General features: G+C 72.0%; 14 protein-coding genes and 1 riboswitch. Of the genes, 4 read left to right on the top strand and 10 right to left on the bottom strand.

What is annotated here, in order from left to right; translation table 11 throughout:
• The first annotated feature begins 216 nt into the window (after positions 1 to 216).
• Both ACYVD5_RS04785 and ACYVD5_RS04780 read left to right on the top strand, forming a co-directional pair.
• Positions 217 to 990, top strand: a complete 774-nt coding sequence (locus tag ACYVD5_RS04785) for an endonuclease V (RefSeq protein ID WP_460999666.1) — start codon at positions 217 to 219, stop codon at positions 988 to 990.
• A gap of 192 nt (positions 991 to 1182) precedes the next feature.
• Positions 1183 to 1380: a DUF5999 family protein gene (locus ACYVD5_RS04780; RefSeq protein ID WP_460999665.1), complete on the top strand. Its 198-nt coding sequence runs from the start codon at positions 1183 to 1185 to the stop codon at positions 1378 to 1380.
• 455 nt (positions 1381 to 1835) lie between these two features.
• Here the strand turns inward: ACYVD5_RS04780 and ACYVD5_RS04775 are convergent, their stop codons facing one another.
• The 4 genes from ACYVD5_RS04775 to ACYVD5_RS04760 form a co-directional block, all read right to left on the bottom strand.
• Positions 1836 to 2441: an alpha/beta hydrolase family protein gene (locus ACYVD5_RS04775; protein WP_460999664.1), complete on the bottom strand. Its 606-nt coding sequence runs from the start codon at positions 2439 to 2441 to the stop codon at positions 1836 to 1838.
• Between the two features lie 129 nt (positions 2442 to 2570).
• A complete protein-coding gene (locus ACYVD5_RS04770) occupies positions 2571 to 3830 on the bottom strand; it encodes a tetratricopeptide repeat protein (protein WP_460999663.1) in 1260 nt (419 codons plus the stop codon).
• 435 nt (positions 3831 to 4265) lie between these two features.
• Positions 4266 to 7208 carry an aminomethyl-transferring glycine dehydrogenase gene (gene gcvP / locus ACYVD5_RS04765; RefSeq protein WP_460999662.1) on the bottom strand — a complete coding sequence of 981 codons (2943 nt, stop codon included), beginning with the start codon at positions 7206 to 7208 and terminating at the stop codon, positions 4266 to 4268.
• A gap of 119 nt (positions 7209 to 7327) precedes the next feature.
• Positions 7328 to 7418, bottom strand: a riboswitch (glycine riboswitch).
• A 348-nt stretch (positions 7419 to 7766) separates the two neighbouring features.
• Entirely contained in the window at positions 7767 to 8363 is a 597-nt protein-coding gene (locus tag ACYVD5_RS04760; RefSeq protein ID WP_460999661.1) for a MerR family transcriptional regulator, read from the bottom strand.
• 678 nt (positions 8364 to 9041) lie between these two features.
• Between ACYVD5_RS04760 and ACYVD5_RS04755 the strand changes: the two genes are divergently transcribed.
• Positions 9042 to 10316, top strand: coding sequence for an FAD-binding protein (locus tag ACYVD5_RS04755; protein ID WP_460999660.1), 1275 nt, complete (start codon positions 9042 to 9044; stop codon positions 10314 to 10316).
• Positions 10317 to 10371: 55 nt separating this feature from the next.
• On the opposite strand, the gene ligD is transcribed toward ACYVD5_RS04755, so the two are convergent.
• Positions 10372 to 11286, bottom strand: coding sequence for a non-homologous end-joining DNA ligase (gene ligD, locus ACYVD5_RS04750; protein ID WP_460999659.1), 915 nt, complete (start codon positions 11284 to 11286; stop codon positions 10372 to 10374).
• A gap of 100 nt (positions 11287 to 11386) precedes the next feature.
• Between ligD and ku the strand changes: the two genes are divergently transcribed.
• Positions 11387 to 12490, top strand: a complete 1104-nt coding sequence (ku, locus tag ACYVD5_RS04745) for a non-homologous end joining protein Ku (protein ID WP_460999658.1) — start codon at positions 11387 to 11389, stop codon at positions 12488 to 12490.
• Positions 12491 to 12552: 62 nt separating this feature from the next.
• Here the strand turns inward: ku and ACYVD5_RS04740 are convergent, their stop codons facing one another.
• The 5 genes from ACYVD5_RS04740 to ACYVD5_RS04720 form a co-directional block, all read right to left on the bottom strand.
• The gene (locus tag ACYVD5_RS04740; protein ID WP_460999716.1) at positions 12553 to 13500 is read right to left on the bottom strand and encodes an ATP-dependent DNA ligase; all 948 of its coding nucleotides are present in this window, start codon (positions 13498 to 13500) and stop codon (positions 12553 to 12555) included.
• A 127-nt stretch (positions 13501 to 13627) separates the two neighbouring features.
• The gene (locus ACYVD5_RS04735) at positions 13628 to 14098 is read right to left on the bottom strand and encodes a bifunctional nuclease family protein (protein WP_460999657.1); all 471 of its coding nucleotides are present in this window, start codon (positions 14096 to 14098) and stop codon (positions 13628 to 13630) included.
• Between the two features lie 282 nt (positions 14099 to 14380).
• Positions 14381 to 14923, bottom strand: a complete 543-nt coding sequence (locus tag ACYVD5_RS04730) for an FHA domain-containing protein (protein ID WP_460999656.1) — start codon at positions 14921 to 14923, stop codon at positions 14381 to 14383.
• 368 nt (positions 14924 to 15291) lie between these two features.
• Complete coding sequence (locus tag ACYVD5_RS04725; protein ID WP_460999655.1) at positions 15292 to 17790, bottom strand: sugar phosphate nucleotidyltransferase; 2499 nt, start codon at positions 17788 to 17790, stop codon at positions 15292 to 15294.
• 55 nt (positions 17791 to 17845) lie between these two features.
• Positions 17846 to 18562, bottom strand: a complete 717-nt coding sequence (locus ACYVD5_RS04720; protein ID WP_460999715.1) for a CDP-alcohol phosphatidyltransferase family protein — start codon at positions 18560 to 18562, stop codon at positions 17846 to 17848.
• Positions 18563 to 18646 lie beyond the last annotated feature (84 nt).

Raw genomic sequence — 18646 nt, 5'->3', positions numbered from 1 at the left:
GCAGACGGGTCGGCGTGGGGCCGCGTGGCCCCCGCTGGACCGCCGGGCTCTTGCCCGGCCCCGCTGGACTCCCGCTGGGCGAGTATGCGCCCAGTAGGCGGGTGCCTATCGCAGCGCCCGCGCCGGGAACGGCGCTCTGCGCATCCGGCATGGGGCGCGCTCCAGTGCGGCGGTTGCTGCGGACGACCAACTACCGGACACCCCTAAGGTGGCGTCATGGACGGCGTTAAGGACACCTGCAACACGGGCTCGCCCCGCGGCACGGCCGGCGAGGGCGGGCAGGGGGGTCGGGACGGTACCGGCAGCGGCATCAGCGCTCCGGAGGGCTTCGGCGGATGGCCGGCAGATGCCGACGAGGCGCGGGCGCTGCAGGAGCGGTTGGCCCCGCAGGTGCGCGAGGAGCCGCTTGACTCGGCGGCCGTGTCGCTCGTCGCCGGGCTCGACGTTGCCTACTCCCCCGATGACGACCGGCTCGCCGCCGCGGCCGTCGTCCTCGCCGCGCCCGATTGGCGGGTCGTGGACTCCGCGACCGTCGTGGCGCAGCCGCACTTCCCCTATGTGCCCGGGCTGTTCGCGTTCCGCGAGGCGCCCTCGGTGCTGGACGCCGTCGCGCAGCTGGAGACCGTCCCCGATGCGCTCGTCTGCGATGGTTTCGGGCTGGCACACCCGCGCCGTTTCGGTCTGGCCTGCCATGTCGGACTCGCGCTGGACCGCCCGGTGCTGGGCGTGGGCAAAACCCCGTTCGTCGGCCGGTCCGAGGAACCCGCGGCCGCGCGCGGCTCCTGGACCCCGCTGGTCGACGGCGGCGATGTCGTCGGCCGCTGCCTGCGCACCCGCGACGGGGTGAAACCGGTCTACGTCTCAGTGGGCCACCGCGTCGACCTGGACTCGGCCGCCGCACTGACCCTGCGCCTGGCTTCGCAATACCGGTTGCCCGAGCCCATCCGGCACGCCGACCAACTGTGCAGGAAACAGCTCGCGGCATCCTGACCCGTGCCCCGGCAGCCTGCTGCCCTCGGACCCGCCCGGCCCCACCACAGGCGGCCGGATCCGGCCAATCCGCCGCCGATTCGAGTCGTCTCCGCAGTTTCCGGCGTCGAATACCGAGAAAGCCAGTTGCGCTGTGACTCGCACCACTAAGCTAGCGAGTGCGCAGTAGTTGAGAACAATCGGAGGCGCGCCATGTGCCGGCACCAACCCGAGTGCCCGTCCTGCCAGGACATCGACCGCGAGGCTGCTCGCGTAATAGCCGACCATCCCGAGCAGGGGTGGAGCCTGCTGTGCAACGGCGTCGTGGTCTTCGACGACACCGGCGAACTGCTGCCCAACGGCAGCGCCATCGCCCCGCACCGCCCCACCGACGTGCACGCGGTAGCTTAACTCAAGCCCTGGTTAAGAGGTATGTCGTGCGCGGTCGGTGGCGATCATGAAGAAGTGAGCCCGTCCCGGCTTTGAAATTCCGGCATTCCGGCATTTCTCCATAATCACGTCGGTGCGCGGGTGGGCCACCACTTGCGGGCGGCACCGGTGACCGCCTACCCGGGCCGCCCAGCGCCCTTGGCGCCGCTTTTCACTGCAGACCACCGTCACCCGGCAGGCCGCAAGGCCGCACAGCCGGCCGTCGCCGCCGTCGCCGCTCCCCGCCGCCGAGCGGCCGTGCAACCGCCGCCATCCGCGTGTTGTGCCGATGACCGGCTGATCCGCCTTACCCCGCAGGCCCAGCGCCGCCGCGGCTCACCGGGCGGCCACCCGATTACCCGCGCACACCCATCGACACACCGCTGCAAGCCGCCGCTCCCCCGGCACCCCGCCCGACGCCCCGCTCCACCCGGCGCTCAGGCCACGTGTGCGGCCAGCCATTCGGCGACGACCGCAGCCAGCGATCCGGTGTCCTTGGCGAGGTCGTGGCGCTCGCCCGCACGGACCACGAGCGACGTGGCATCGGCCGCATCGGGCACGCCGAAGGGGTCGCGGTCGCCGTTGACGACGAGCGTGGGGACGCCGGCGCCGCGCAGCTCGCCTGCGCGCGAGCGCTCCGGCTTGCCCGGCGGGTGCAGCGGGAACGCGAGCGCGACCACCGCCGCGGCGCCCAGCTCCGCTGCCGTGCGGCAGGCGGCCCGGGCGCCGTTGCTGCGTCCGGCGAGCACGAGCGGCAGGTCGGCCAGCCGCTCGTCCGCGCGTACGGATCCGATCGCGGACTTCCACGCCTCGTCCTGCGGCGCGGTCGAGCCTCCGGGCATCCGCCGTCCCGCCACCCGGTAGGACTGCGTGATCCGGGCGACGGCCCCGCCCGCCTCCAGGACCGCCGCGCACACCGCTGCGATGTCGGCGGCGTCCACACCACCGCCCGCCCCGTGCGTGATGGCCAGCAGGTAGCGCGGCCGGCCTTCGGGCACGTCGATATCGGCGCGGGCCGGGCCGCGGGGCGTGTCGATCTCCATGGCCCAAACCTAATGTGCCGTGCGCGGACGCCGGCACACCCCGCTCGGGTGCGGCGCCGCCCGCGCTGCAGCCGGTCGCCGCCGGCCCCCTTGAGCCGTTGCCGCCTGGGCCCCTGCCCGCTTGGCCCGTCAGTCCGTGTCGGGCCAGCCTTCGGGCAGCACCGGGTTTTCCGAGCCCGCCGCCAAGCGCAGGCGTTCGCGGAAGTCGTCGTGCAGTGCCCGGCCCCACAGGTACTCGCTGGGCGTGCGCACGGCCTCTTCCAGGTGGCGGTACAGGGCGGCCGCGTTCTGCTCGCCCTGGGCCAGCGGCAGGGCGAGGTGGCTGTACATCTGGTTGATGGCCACGAACAGCTCACCGGTCAGCATGGGGGTGCTGTTCTGGGCCACCGCGGCCTCGACGTAGGGGTCCCACCAGCCTTCGCCCTCCGCGGGCTCCTCGCCCGGCTGCCCGGTGGTTTCGGGATCGGGCGCCAGGAAGCCGCGGCGCAGGCGGGTACGGACCTCTTCGGCGGTGGCGGGGTCGCGGTGGGTCAACCCGTCGGCCCACACCCGCTCGGCCGCGTCGCCGTCGCCGCGCATCGCCAGCAGGCGGGCCAGCAGCTCCACTGCGCCGCCGGCGACCTCGGGCTCCACCGGCGGCTCCCGGTCCGCGCGCCCGCCACCTGCCGACGTGGCAGGCACGTCCGCGGCCCTCTCCTCGGATCCGCCGCCTTCTTCGGTTTCCGCCGCCGCCACGACCGTGCCGAAGGCGCTGATCGCGTGCTCGACGTGCACGGCGCCCAGCAGCAGCCGCAGCCCGGCGTGCTCGCCCAGTTCCAGGCCGCGGTGGATCACCGATGCGGCGGCGTCGGCGCGGCCGCGGGCGAGCAGCCGGGCGGCGTAGTCGCGGGCGGCTGCGGGCACGATCTCGGCGGAGTCGCTGTCCAGCACCTGGTCCCAGTGCTGTTCAGCGGTTGCGGTGTCGCCCTGTTCCTCGGCCAGCCGCGCCAGCCCGTAGTGGGCGGCCGGCCGGTAGCGGTTGTTGCCCGAGTCCAGCACCTCGCCCCAGGCGGCCCGGGCGCGGTCGCCGTCGCCCTCGGCCTCGAAGGAGAGGGCGAGGTGGTAGGCGGCGCGGGGGGCGAACTCGGGGTGGCCGGTGCCGATCGCGGTGCGTGCAGCAGTACGCGCCGCAGCGACCTCGCCCATGTCGTGGCGCACCACGGCGAGGCCGAGTGCGGCCAGCGGCAGGTACCGCCGGGATCCGCCGTCGACGACGCGCTCGTAGACCTGGGCGGCGCGGTTGAGGTGCCCGTTGCGAGCGAGGTCGCGCGCCTGGTCGCACAGGCTCTTGAACTCCGGCTCGTCTCCGGCGGCGTCGTTGGCCGAGGAGGGCCCTGCGGACGCTGTCATCGGCTGCCTCCCATGGGGTGCGCTCCAGGGCGGCTGCGGCTTGCGGGGCCCTGCAAGGGGTCTCCGCCGGGCTCCGGCGGCCGGTGGCGGCTGCTCCCACTGTGCAGAGCGGGTGCGGCCGGCCGGGGCTCAGGTGGGGGAGATATCAAGTAATGCACTTTCCACGCGGGGGGCGTTCCGGGGCGTTGCAAGTGTGGCGCCCCGGCGGTTCATCTCGGAGATTAGCCCGTTGCGGGGAGGCTCGTCAGCGCGGCGCGGCCGGAGAATTGCGGGGTTGGCCGGAACCATCCCCTATCCAACACCTTTACAACGTAGATTTTTCAAATGCCCGGACCGGCAGGCGACCGGATACGCGGTCTCGGCGCACAAGACGGCGGCCGCCGGCCCGCCTGTTCAGCGGGTCCGGCGGCCGCGGCCGTTGTCCGGCGCAGGCGCCTACACCTCGAACGCCTCCGGCGGCGGGCAGGCGCAGACCAGGTTGCGGTCGCCGTAGGCCTGGTCGATGCGCCCCACCGGCGACCAGTACTTGTCGAACCGCAACTCCGGCAGCGGGAAAGCGCCCTCGCTGCGCGGGTAGGGGTGCTTCCAGTCGTCGGCCGTGAGCGCCTCAGCGGTGTGCGGCGCGTTCTTCAGCGGGTTGTCCTCGGGCATGTAGGCGCCCTCGGCCACCCGGTCGATCTCGGCGCGGATGGCGATCATCGCGTCGATGAACCGGTCCAGTTCCGCCAGGTCCTCGCTCTCGGTCGGTTCGACCATCAGTGTCCCGGCCACCGGGAAGGACATGGTGGGCGCGTGGAACCCGTAGTCGATCAGCCGCTTGGCGACGTCCTCGTTGCTGACCCCGGTCCGCTTGGCCAGGCCGCGGATGTCGATGATGCACTCGTGGGCCACCAGGCCGCCGCTGCCGGTGTAGAGCACCGGGTAGTAGGGCTCCAGCCGCTTGGCCACGTAGTTGGCGCTGAGCACCGCCGCCTCGGTGGCCGTGCGCAGCCCCTCCTCGCCCATCATCCGGATGTAGGCCCAGGAGATCTGCAGGATCCCCGCGGAGCCGAACGGCGCCGCCGAAACGGGCCCCACGCCGGTGTGCGGGCCGGCTTCGGGCTGGCCGGGGTGGTTGGGCAGGTAACCGGCCAGGTGGGCGCGCGCCGCGACCGGGCCCACGCCCGGACCGCCGCCGCCGTGCGGGATGCAGAAGGTCTTGTGCAGGTTGAGGTGGCTGACATCGGCACCGAACTCGCCCGGCTTGGCCCAGCCCAGCAGCGCGTTCAGGTTGGCACCGTCGACGTAGACCTGCCCGCCGGCCTCGTGCACCAGGCGGCACACCTCGGTAATGGTGTCCTCGTAGACCCCGTGCGTGGAGGGGTAGGTGACCATGATCGCCGCCAGGTCGCCGACGTGCGCGGCGGTCTTGGCCCGCAGGTCCTCCAGGTCGATGTTGCCGCCGTCGTCGCAGGCCACGACCTTGACCCGCATCCCGGCCATGGTCGCGCTTGCGGCGTTGGTGCCGTGCGCGGAGCTGGGGATCAGGCAGACGTCGCGGCCGTGCTCGCCGCGGCCGCGGTGGTAGCCGCGGATCGCCAGCAGCCCGGCCAGTTCGCCCTGGGAGCCGGCGTTGGGCTGCAGCGACACGGCATCGTAGCCGGTGATCTCGGCCAGCCAGCGCTCCAGGTCGCGCACGATGCGCACAGTGCCCGCGGCCTGGTCCAACGGCGCGAACGGGTGCAGCGCCGCGAACTCCGGCCAGGTCACCGACTCCATCTCGGCGGTGGCGTTGAGCTTCATGGTGCACGAGCCCAGCGGGATCATGGTCCGGTCCAGCGCCAGGTCCTTATCGGAGAGGCGGCGCATGTAGCGCAGCAGCGAGGTTTCGCTGCGGTGCGCCGAGAAGACCGGGTGCCCCAGGTAGTCCACACCGCGCCGCAGCTCGGCGGGCAGCGCCGGGGCTCCGTTGCCGGAACCGCCGGAGCCGCCCGAGCCGGCGGTCTCACCCTGCTGCCGTTTGGTGCCGTTGGCGGGGCCGCCGGTGAACGCGTCGACCACGTCCTGCAGGTGGGCGGGCGTGGTGGCCTCGTCGCAGGAGATGCCCACCGTGTCGGCGTCGGCCGCCAGCAGGTTGATCCCCCGCTCGGCCGCGGCCTCGACCACGGCCAGGGCGCCGCCGCGCACCCGCACGCGCAGGGTGTCGAAGAACTCGTCGTGGACGACCTGGCACCCGGCTGCGCGCAGCCGCGCCGCCAGTTCGACGGCGCGGCCGTGCACCTGTTCGGCGATGGCGCGCAGGCCGTCGGGGCCGTGGTAAACCGCGTACATCCCGGCCATGACGGCCAGCAGCACCTGGGCGGTGCAGATGTTGCTGGTGGCTTTCTCGCGGCGGATGTGCTGTTCGCGGGTCTGCAGCGCGAGGCGGTAGGCGGGCTTGCCGGCGTTGTCGACCGAGACGCCGACCAGCCGGCCGGGCAGCTGGCGCTGCAACCCTTCGCGCACCGACATGTAGCCGGCGTGCGGACCGCCGAAGGCCATGGGTACGCCGAAGCGCTGGGTGGAGCCCACGGCGATGTCGGCGCCCATCGAGCCGGGGCTGCGCAGCATGGCCAGCGCGAGGATGTCGGCGGCCACCACCGCCAGTGCGCCGCGCTCGTGTGCCTCGGCGATGACGGGCCGGGGGTCGCGCACCGCGCCGCCGGCCGCCGGGTACTGCACGAGCACGCCGAAGGCATCGGTGTCGGGCAGGCCCGCCGACAGGTCGGCCACGACCACGTCGATGCCGAGGGGTTCGGCGCGGGTGCGCAGCACCGACAGGGTCTGCGGGAACACATCGGAGTCGACGATGAACGCGTTGCCCTTGGCGCGGGTGGCGCGCCGCGCCAGGGTCATCGACTCGGCCGCGGCGGTCGCCTCGTCCAGCAGCGACGCACCGGTGACGTCCAGGCCGGTGAGGTCGGAGACCATCGTCTGGAAGTTCAGCAGCGCCTCAAGGCGCCCTTGGGAGATCTCGGGCTGGTAGGGCGTGTAGGCGGTGTACCAGGCCGGGTTCTCCAGGATGTTGCGCCGGATGACCGGCGGGGTGACCGTGTCGTAGTAGCCCTGGCCGATCATCGAGGTCAGCACGCGGTTGCGGTCGGCCAGCTCGCGCAGTTCGGCCAGCGCCGCTGTTTCGCCGGCGGCCGCGGGCAGTTCCAGCGGCGCCGGGCGGCCCGGTCCGGTGAGGATGCGCTCGGGCAGCGCCGCGGTCATCAATTCGGTCGTGCTGCCGTAGCCGACCGCCTTGAGCATCTGGGACACCTCGGCCGGGTCCGGACCGATGTGCCGGTCAGCGAAGTCGCGGGCCGGTTCGCCACCGGCGTCCGGTCCTCGGTCACGGGTTGGCTGCTCCGTCATGGAGACCTCCTGGTCGCTTGGCCGCCTCGGCGGCTGCTCCTGTGTGGTCTCCCCCTCTGTCACTCACGGCTGTGCAAAGCCGCGGCGCAGGCACGTCTCGCCTACCGCTCCAGAGTGGCCTCCTCCGCGCGGTCCTTGGTGCCTGAGAGGTTACTGGGGAGTGTTGCCCCGTCGGCGCCCCTGGTACGGGGTCTCTCCCGCGCGGTATCGACGGCCAGATTGGTGTCGACTGCAGTGTTCAGATGTGAGTGGTCATTATCTACGGAAACCGCGGACCGTATCGCGGCGGGGTCCCCGTCGGGCCGTGCCGATCGTGTCCCCGCACCTACGACGGTACTGGATCCGGACGGGCCTATGCCTCCCGACCCGGCGTCCTGATCCGTGCCGCAATCCGGGTGCCGACCGATGCCGGGGCGCGGGTCGGCCCCGCTGAGGCGGTGCACGGCGCGCCCGCCGCAGACCCGCGGGCGCCGGGGCCGCGGACGGCCGGCGGGAGGCGGCACAAAACGCCCGCCCGGGCGGGATCTTGCGGGCGGGATCTTCAGTCGGCCGCCGCAATCACCCGGTCTTGCGCTCGCGGCGGCGCCGGGCGAGTTCGTCGGCCGGGCAGGGTTCGGGGCTCAGCGACTCGCTCAGCCGTTCGCCGGGGAACTCGTCGAGCGCGCCTTCGAGTTCGCGCCACACGCGGCCCAGCGCGATCCCGAACACGCCCTGGCCGCCCTGCATGAGATCGACCACTTCGTCGGGCGAGGTGCACTCGTAGACGCTCACGCCATCGCTCATCAGCGTGATCTGGGCGAGGTCGGAGGTCCCGCGGTAGCGCAAGTGCTCGACCGCCGGACGGATCTGCTGGAGGGAAATGCCGGTGTCCAGCAACCGCTTGACGACCTTGAGCAGCAGGACGTCGCGGAAGTCGTAAAGGGGGGGTCCGCCGCCCTCAGGCCGCACGCTCGGGGTGACCAGGCCGGTGCGGGCCCAGTAGTCGAGTTGCCGATAAGTGATTCCGGCGGCCGCACACGCGGTGGGGCCGCGATAACCGACGTCCATAGGCAGCGCCACCACGTCCTCTTCGCACAGCAGGCCCTGCTCCCCAGCTCGCCGTATAGCTGTATGCCTGAGAGCGGAGGTTTGCTGCTCACCGCTAGTAACCGCCACGCCGAACCTCCGGCTCCTCGGCCCACGGCGAATGACAGGGGGCATGAAGGGTGCGCCGCGGGTTCCTTCGACATTGAAGGTAAGCCGGTCGCATGGACAGCGTCAACGACACCCATCGGCGCGTCGCGGAACCTCTTCGACAGTCGCGGGCATCCCGCGCCGCGCATCCGCAAGCACAGCCGCACCGGTAACCCCGCGCCACTACCGCACCGCCGCGACCTGCACCGAAACGCGGCGGCGGCGCAGGGCCCGCCGGCGGCCCGGCGGCCGGGTCCCGGGGCGCCCGGCGCAGCGGTATCCGACACGCCCGCGCAGTGGCGGGCGCGCCGCGCCGCCACGGAAACCGCAGCCCCCACCGGGCTGGTCCCGGGCGGTGTGCGCCGGCGCCCTGCCCGGTATCGTACCCGCCGGACCCGCCCCCTGCTGTGACGCGCCCGGTAGCGGCACCGCACGCAGCGTAGGTACGCAACGCGCAGCATGCCGGTGCCGATGGCCCCGTTCCCCCGCCCCACCGCGGCTGCACCTCCAAAAGCCCCTGACGCGCCGCCCGGTGCAGCGGCGAGCCCGTGCACAGCCGCCCGCCCGGCCGCTGTGCGCAGCGCGTCTGGTATGTCTGGTTCCTGATCGCAGCGGGCGGCAGCGGCCGCCCGCCCCATCCACCGCAGGGAAGGTCCCCAGGTGAACCGGCGCACCACGAACTGGGCGGGAAACATCGGCTTCGGCGCCGAGCGTGTCCACCGCCCCACCACCGTCGCGCAACTGCAGGCGGTCGTCGCCCGCGCCGAGCGGGCACGCGCCCTGGGCAGCGGCCACTCCTTCAACTCCGTCGCCGATACCCCGGGCGACCTCGTCTCGCTCGCCGACCTGCCGCGAACCATGGAACTCGACACCGCCGCGGGCACGGTCCAGGTGGGTGCCGGGGTCCGCTACGCCGAACTGGCGCAGTGGCTGCAGGAGCGCGGGCGGGCCCTGCACAACCTGGGTTCGCTGCCGCACATATCGGTGGCCGGCTCGTGCGCGACCGCCACCCACGGATCGGGTGACGCCAACGGCAACCTCGCCACCGAGGTGGAGGCGCTGGAGCTGGTGACCGCAGGGGGCGACCTGGCCGTTCTCAGCCGCGCCGAACACGGCGCCGAGTTCGACGGCATGGTGGTGGCGCTGGGCGCGCTGGGTGTGGTCACCTCGATGACGCTGCGCACCCGGCCCGACTTCGACGTCGCCCAGCGGGTCTACGAGCGGCTGCCGCTGGAGGCGTTCGCCGAGCATTTCGACGAGATCGCCGGCGCCGCCTACAGCGTCAGCCTGTTCAACCGCTGGCGCGAACCGGTGATCGACCAGGTGTGGACAAAGCACCGCACGAGCGACCCGCTGCCGCCGGGAACCGAATCGGGCCTGTTCGGCGCGCTGCCGGCCCCGGGCCCGCGCCACCCGATCCCGGAGATGTCCACCGAGCACTCCACCGAGCAGCTCGGCGCGGTCGGCCCTTGGTCGGAGCGCCTGCCGCACTTCCGCCCCGGTTCGCCGCCCAGCACCGCGGGCAACGAGCTGCAGGCGGAGTACCTGATGCCGCGAAGCAACGCCGCCGCGGCGCTGCAGGCGCTGGAGCCGCTGCGCAGCGAGCTTGCGGGCGTGGTGCTGGTGCATGAGATCCGCACCATCGCCGCCGACGGGCTGTGGCTGAGCCCTAGTTTCGGACAGGACACGGTGGCCTTCCACTTCACCCTGGTTCCGGACTCCGCTGCGGTGCTGGCGGTGCTGGAGCGCGTCGAGGAGCGCCTGGCGCCCTTCGGTGCCGTTCCGCACTGGGGCAAGCTGTTCACGGCCGCGCCCGGGGCGCTGCGGGAGCGCTACAGCCGGGTGGACGACTTCACGGCGCTGGCGGACCGGTTCGACCCGCACGGCAAGTTCCGCAACGAGTTCCTGCAGCGCCACATCTTCGGCGGCGCCTGAGCCGAGCCGCGCCCGCTCGCCCGCCTCCTGCGGCCCGGCCCTGCTGCCGTGCCGCTCAGGCGGCCTCCAGCCGCTCGATGGCCCGGCGCGGCGAGCGGGCGTGGCGGGACATGCCGCGCCAGGGCTCGGCGCCGGTGCGCTCCGCAAAGTTGCGTACCGTCCAGGCCCGCGCCGAGTCGAGGTGCTCCAGTTCCTCCCACCGCAGCGGGGTGGCCACCGGCGCGCCGGGCAGTGCCCGCACCGAGTAGGGCGCCACCGCCAGTTGGGCATAGCCGTTGCGCAGGTAGTCCAGGAACAGCCGGTCGCCGCGCCGCTGCTTGCGGAAGCTGGTGGTCAGCGCCTCGGGGCGGCGCCGGGCGGCCAGTTCGGCGATGACATGGGCAAGGTCGCGCGCTTGGGCGGCGTCGATCTCGGGGCGGATGGGCGCGACGATGTGCAGCCCGCGCGACCCGGTGGTCATCACGAAAGCGGCCAGCCCCAGTCCGTCCAGCACTTCGCGGACGTGGTGGGCGGCGCGGCACACGGCCGCGAAGTCGTCGCCGGGCGGGTCCAGGTCGATGACCAGCCGGTCGGGGTTGCGCAGGCTGCCGACCCGGCTCAGCCAGGCGTGCAGGGTGATGGAGGCCTGGTCGGCCAGCCACACCAGGGTGGCGGTGTCGTCGCAGACCAGCATTTCGGTTTCGGCGCTGCCGTCCTCCTTGGGCACCGTGGCGGCCCCCGCCCACGCGGGCGCATAGGAGGGGCGGTGCTTGACGAAGAACCCGCCCCCGGGGTCGCCGATGCCGTGCGGGTAGCGCTGCACGGCCAGGGGGCGGCCGCGCAGGTGGCGCAGCATCGGCTCGGCCACCGCGCGGTAGTACTCGGCGACTTCGAGTTTGGTGGGCCCACCGGGTTCGAACAGCTCCTTGCCCGGGCGGCTGATGCGCACCCGGTGCCGGCCCAGCCGCCATGTCCGCGCCTCAGTGTCCACCCGGCTCACCCCCGTTGTATGGCTTTACCCGGACTCCGCAACGTTTTACCTGGTAACGGGCAGGATGGAAGGTAGGTCGCCGAGCGGAAGGAGGCGGGCAATGGCCTCTCCGGTATGGAAGGGAACCCTGACCTTCGGGCTGGTGAGTCTGCCGGTGCGGCTGTTCAGCGCCCGCCAGCGCCACGGCACGCGGTTCCACCAGTTCCAGCGCGGCACCTCCGACCGGATCCGCTACCGGCGGGTGAACGAGCGCACCGGCAAGGAGGTCGACGGCTCGGAGATCGTGCGCGGCGCACCGGCCGATGCCTCCTCGGGCGGCGACGAGTACGTCATCGTGGAGCCCGACGAGCTGGAGGAGATCGCGCCGGGCCGGTCGACGTCCATGGAGATCAGCGCGTTCGTGCCCGTCTCCGATGTCGAGGCGCTGTGGTACGACTCCGCTTATTATGTCGCCCCCGAATCCAAGGGCTCTGCCAAGCCCTACCGGCTGCTGTGTGCGGCGCTGGAGCGCTCGGGGCGGCTGGGGCTGACCACACTGGTGATGCGCGAACGCCAGCACCTGGCGGTGGTGGGTCCCCAGCAGGGCGTGCTGACTCTGAGCACGCTGTGGTGGGCCGACGAGGTCCGCGACCCGGCCGAGACCCTGCCGGCCATCCCAGGCGCCGACCTGGGCGAACGGGACCTGGACCTGGCCGAGCAGCTCATCGGCGCGATGGCCGACGAATGGAAGCCCGAGGCGTACACCGACGACTACCAGGAGCGCATCGACGAGCTGATCCGGGCCAAGAGCGCCGGCGAGCGGGTGCGCTACGCCGAGGAGGGACCGCCGCCCGAGACCAACGTGGTGGAGCTGACCGAGGCGCTGCGCGCCAGCCTGCGCACCGGCGACGGCGGCTCGGGTTCCTCCGGCCCGGGCAAGGGCGGCGGCAAGAGGCGGGGCCGCTCCGCGGGCGCCGGGGGCGGCCGCAGCGCCGCCAAGGCCGAACAGGGGCGCGGCGGCAATGGCGGCGGCCAAAGCGACGGCCCGAGCAGCGGCAAGGCCCCCGAGCAGCGCGAGGCGCCCCTTTCGGAACTGTCCAAGCGGGACCTGTCGCGGCTGGCCGCCGAGCTGGACATCGCCGGCCGGTCGAAGATGTCGCGCAGCGGGTTGGAAGAGGCTATCGAACGCGCCCGTTCGGCGGGTTCGGCGCGTTCGGCGTCCTGAGGCCGGCCCGCGGGCGCCGCGCCTGCGGGTCCGCGGGCCCTGCGCAGCGGTGGGCACCGCCCTCACCCTTCGACGGACAGGTCGGTGGGCACATCGGCGGGGGCCAGGTCGGTGCGCGGCCGGAGGTAGCCGACGATGTGTCGCCAGCGCCCCGATGCGGCAGCCGTATCGGGCACGACCTCGACCACCACCTCGGGCACGACCCGCGTGTACTCCCGGGCCGCGCCCCAGCGCGGGGGCAGCCGCTCGGGCCAGGGGTGGTCGCCGCCGGAGGGGCGCAGCAGCGCACCCAATTCCTGGCGCTGCTGGGGCTCCAGCTCCCCGGTGCGGCCGGCCACCTGCAGCGCGCCGGTCTGGGAGTCGCGCCGCCCAAGGATAAGCTCGCGCGGCCGGTGGGCGTCGCCGACCACTCCGCCGACGATCGCCTCGGTGGTCACCCGCCGCTTGTACTTCAGCCAGTCGCGCCGCCCGGGCCGGTAGCGGCCGCGGCCGTCCTTGGCCATCAGGCCCTCCACGCCCACGCGCCACATCTGGTCGAACCACTGCCGGGCGACATCGGGGGATGCGGTCTGCCAGCCGAGCATCAGCGCCGGCTGGGTGGAGCGGCGCATCAGCTCTTCCAGGCGGGCGCGGCGGTCGTCGAGGGCGGCGGCGGCCAGCTCGGTGCCGTCGGCCCGCAGCAGGTCGAAGACGATGTAGTGGCAGGGCTCGGTGCGCGCCAGCCGCCGGGCGGTCTCAGGGCTTGCGTGGCCGCGCCGCTGCAGGCCAGCGAAGTCGAGCCGGCCTTCGGGCGACCAGCGCACGACCTCGCCGTCGACCGCGGTGTTCTCGGGCAGGGCCGCGCGCAGTGCCGCGGCGATGTCGGGGAAGGTGCGTTCCAACCGGCGGCCCGAGCGCGAGGTCAGCACCACCTCGCCGTTGCGCCGGGCCATCGCGCGGTAGCCGTCCCATTTGGGTTCGTAGCGCCAGTCAGGTCCCTCGGGCAAGCTGCGGGCGGTACGCGCGAGCATCGGTTCCACGCAGCGAGCCTGCCCGGCACAGACGCCGGGCAGTTGCCCGCTGCCTTATCTTGGCCCGATGTTGACCCGGCATTGGGCGGCAGGCCCCGCGGCCGACCCGCGGGGCCGCCGGCCGGGATCAGGTGGTGCGGCCGAAGTCCTCGGGCGAAATTTGATCAAGGAACTCGCGGAACTTTTCCACCTCGTCCTCTTGCTCGTCGGGAATCGGCACGCCGGCCTCCTCGACCACGTCGTCGTGGGCGTAGATGGGCGCGCCGGTGCGCAGCGCCAGCGCAATGGAGTCCGACGGCCGGGCACTGACCTCGACGCCGTTGGAGAAGACAAGTTCGGCGTAGAAGATGCCGTCGCTGAGCGAGGTGATGTTGACGGTGCTCAGGTCGGCGTCCAGCGCTTCGAGCACATCGCGGAAAAGATCATGGGTGAGCGGACGGGCGGGCATGACGCCCTGTTGGGCCAGGGCGATCGCGGTGGCTTCGACCGCACCGATCCAGATCGGCAGGTAGCGCTCGCCGTCGGCTTCCTTGAGCAGGACGATCGGCTGGTTCGAGGGCATCTCGACTCGGACGCCGACAACCTCCATGTGCTTCACTGCGGCTCCGTCCCACGACTGGTCGTGCCGGAAGGGCAGCACCCGCCTAAGGTGTGCTCTGCTCCGTCTATTTCACGGTACACCGCCACGCCGAGCGCCATCCGAGACCGGACCGGGAACCTGGGCACCCGGAGGGGTCTCCGGCAACCTTCCCCGATGCCGCGTTCGGGCGACATGACCGCGATGTCCCCGATCGCGCCATCGGTGGCGGTCTTCCCTACAAGGCTCTCCGGTGGCGCGGCGGTGCAAACCTGCCCGGGGCGGCAGGGGTGGGCCATCACCTCAGCGGCGCGGCTTGGTGAGCAGCACCAGTCGGAACTTTCCGATCTGGACCTCGTCGCCGCCGCCGAGTTCGGCCTCGTCGATGCGCTCCCGGTTGACGTAGGTGCCGTTGAGGCTGCCGACGTCGCGGACCCCGAACCCGGGACCGCGCCGGAAGAACTCCACGTGCCGCCGTGAGACGGTGACATCGTCGAGGAAGATGTCGCTGTTGGGGTGGCGGCCTACGGTGGTGACGTCGCTGTCGAGCAGGAACCGGCTGCCGGCGTTGGGCCCGCGCTTGACGACGAGCAGCGCCGTGCCGGCGGGCAGCGCGTCGACGTTGGTGGGTTCGCCGGGAAGATCCTCGCCCTCGGCCTCGGCCTCCAGCGCCTGGATGCCGGATATGGAGATCGTGGAGGTGGTCTCACCGACGGAGTCGCGGCTGCCGCCGGAGCCCGGGGCGGCTTCCTGTCCGGCCGTACGGATGGGGGAACCGCAGTTTGAGCAGAAACGGGCATCATCCGCAACGGCGTGACCGCACTGCGTGCAGTAAACGCTCGACATAGGTCGGCTCGGCCTCCTACCGCACGGGGCGGTGCTTGATTCGGCTGGTGGTCCTTCGCGCCTGGGTGGGCGGACATAGCGCACACCCACTCTCAAAACGGGGCGGGCCGGCGTGGTGTTCCCCCGGCTCACCTCGGATTCTCACATCGTGTCATCCCCTGCCATCCGCTGCTGCGCACACGTTCGCGCCCCCGCCCGCGAGCGCCGCTCATGCGCGCAACACCCGCCGGTGGGGAAGACTCGACTCTAAACCATATCGACGCCGCGGAGGCGGTGCCGACAGCCCGCGGCCGTGCGCGGGTGTGCGGCCGGGTCCGGCCGCACACCCGCGCAGGCAGGGGCGCGTTTCAGACCGCAGGACGGCCGGTTCAGCCCTCGGCCTGTTCGACCACCTCGGCCCACTGCTCCAGCAGCCGCTGCGCGGTGTCGGAGTCGGGACCTTCTGCCCACAGGTGGGTGACCGCCTCGGAGGTGTCGGGCAGGATCAGCGCCCAGGCGCCGCCGGGCTCGACCACCCGCACACCGTCGGTGGTGTCGACCTCGCGGCCTTCGGCGGCCTCGACCACCGCGCGCATCACGCTGCCCTTGACCGCCCACGGAGTGGGCACCGAGCGGCGCAGCAGGTGCGCCTTGGGGATGCGGCGGTCGATGTCGCCCAGCGAGAGCCGGGTGCGCGCCACCAGGCCCAGCAGCCGCACGAACGCGGCTATACCGTCGCTGGTGCGGGAGAACTCCGGGACCACGTAGCCGCCCCGGCCGTCGGAGGCGAAGACGATGTCGTCGGCCTGGGCGGCCTTGGCCAGCTCGTCGACGGCAGTGGGGGTCCACTGCACCTCGACCCCGTGGTAGCCGGCGACCTGCCCGGCGACACGGGTGGTGGTGACCGGCAGCGCTACCCGGCCGCCGCGGCGCTCGGCGGCGATCAGGTCGAGCACGACCAGCAGCGCGCGCTCGTTGTCGACCACCTGGCCGTTCTCGTCGACCAGCGACAGCCGCTCGGCGACCGGATCGAACCGCACGCCGAAGTCGGCGCGGGAGGAGGAGACCAGCTCGCCCAGGTGCTGCAGGTCGCGCATCTGCTTGGCGAGCGTGTCGGTGGGCGAGGACTCGTCGAGCCGGTTGTTGACGGTCAGCACCTCCACCCCGATGCGGCCCAGCAGCGAGGGCAGGATCAGCGACCCCGTGCCGCCGGCGCAGTCGACCACCACCTTCAGGCCGACCTCGCTGACTCCCGAGGTGTCGACGGTACGCAGCAACTCGTGGGCGTAGTTCTCGACGCCCCGGGACGGGAAGGACAGCTCTGCGATCTCGCCGGGGAAGGCGCGGCGGTACTCGGCGCGGGAGAACACCCGTTCCAGCTTGCGCTGTGCAGCCGGGGACAGGTCGGCGCCGCGGTCGTCGAAGAACATGATGTCGACCGACTGCGGGTCGCCCGGCGAGGTGCGCAGGCTGATCCCGCCGGCGACACCGCTCTGGGAGGTGTGGAAGCGCGATACCGGCAGCGGCACGACCTCCAGGTCGCGTACGTCGATGGCGCTGGCGGTCAGCGCGCTGATGACCGCGCGCTTGAGCGCCCGGGCGGCGCGCGAGACGTCGCGCGAAGTGGTCACCACCGAGCCCTTCTTCAGCGTGGTGGCGAACGCGCTCGCCAACCGCACCGCCAGCTCGGGGGTGATCTCGACGTTGATCAGGCCGGAGACCCCGCGCTGGCCGAACAGCGAGCGCTGGCCGCGCGACTCCCAGATGACGTTGGTGTTGACGACCGCGCCGGCCTCGATGGTCTTGAAGGGGTAGACCTTCACATCGTTGGAGAGGTAGGCCTCGGACTCGACGACGCATTCCTCGCCGACGATCGCGCCCTCCTCGACCCGGGCGCTGGACATCACATCGGTGTTCTTGCCGATGACGCAGCCGCGCAGGTTGGTGCTGGCGCCGATGTAGACGTTGTCGTGCACGACGGTGCGGTGCACGAACGCCTCGGAACGCACCACGACGTTGCTGCCGAGCACGGTGAACTCGCGCAGCTCCGCACCCGCCTCGACCTTGGCGTAGTCGCCGATGTACAGCGGGCCCTTGAGCACGGCCTCGGGGTCGACCTCGGCGCCTTCTGCCATCCACACGCCCGGTGAGACCTCGAAACCGTCGATCTCGACATCGACCTTGCGGGAGAGCACGTCGGCCTGGGCGGTGAGGTAGCTCTCGTGGGTGCCCACGTCCTCCCAGTAGCCGTCGGCGATGTAGCCGTAGAGCGGCGCGCCGTCCTTGAGCAGCTTGGGGAACACGTCGCCGGACCAGTCAACGACCTCGCCCTCGGCGACCTCGTCGAGGACCTCGGGCTCCATGATGTAGATGCCGGTGTTGACGGTGTCGGAGAAGACCTGGCCCCAGGTCGGTTTCTCCAGGAACCGCTGCACCCTGCCCTGCTCGTCGACGATGATGATGCCGAATTCCAGGGGGTTCTCGACCCGCTTGAGGCCGATGGTGACCTTGGCGCCGTTCTCGCGGTGGAAACGGACCATGTCGGTGAGGTCGATATCGGTGAGCGCGTCGCCGGAGACCACGATGAACGGTTCTCCGCGCAAGTGCTCTTGGGCGTTCTTGACGCTTCCGGCGGTTCCCAGCGGCACCTCCTCTGCCACGTAGTGCAGGTTCATGCCGAATTCTTCGCCGTCGCCGAAGTAATTGCGGATCAGCGTGGCGAGGAATTGGACGGTCACGACGGTGTCGTCGAAGCCGTGCCGCTTGAGCAGCCGCAGGACGTGCTCCATGATGGGCCGGTTGACGACGGGCAGCAGTGGCTTGGGCTGGTTGGCGGTCATCGGGCGGAGGCGCGTTCCTTCTCCTCCGGCCATGACTACGGCCTTCATCGGGGCCACCCCCCGATGCCGTTTCTCGGGCGGCCGAACGCCCTCGGGCGCGTTCTCATGGTGGGGATGTCGCTCCCTTCCTGTTGCTCGTGCCGCTCTGTGATGGCTCGGAGCCGGCAGGGCCGCGACCGGGCGCAGTCTCGGCCGCAGGGGCCGTCTGCGCCGGGTCGCCGACCCGGTGGCTACCGCGGCCGGATGTGGCCGCTACCCCTGGTAGGGGGGCTTCATCCGTGCCGGATAAGCGGTCGGCCCGGCGGGTCTGCGCAATCAATCGCAGCCCTTGTACCGCGTACAGCAGTCCGGCCCACCAGTAGATAGCAGTTCCCCAGATCGCGAACGCCCAACCCACAATTCTCGCCACATCGCCGACTATTCCGGCGTATCCGGCAAGGAACAGCAGCGGGAAGGAATAGAGCAGGCACAACGTGGCGGCCTTGCCCGCAAAGTTCACCGGCAGCGTGCCGTAGCCGTAGTGGCGCATAACCGGCAGCGCCAGCACCATCAGCGCATCGCGCACCACCAGTACGGCCAGCAGCCACCAGGGCACGACGCCTCGCACGACCAGCCCCAGTACCGCGGCGAATATGTAGAGCCGGTCGGCCAGCGGGTCCAGCACCGTGCCCAGGCGGCTGGTCTGGTTCCAGGCCCGGGCGATCTTGCCGTCGAGCCAGTCGGAGATCCCGGCGAAGGCCAGGATCCCCAGCGCCCACCAATCGGCCGCGGGTACCAGCACCAGCCACAGGAACACCGGCACGCCCACCAGCCGGAGCATGCTCAACAGATTCGGAACTGTCCAAACCCGGTCGCTCGGGACGTTTCCTGCTGCGCTCGGGCTCACTCGGCTCGCCACCCCACC

It is taken from the genome of Streptomonospora sediminis, assembly GCF_054778995.1.
The sequence above is the reverse complement of the archived record's forward strand: the minus strand, read 5'-3'. Positions and strand labels throughout refer to the sequence as shown.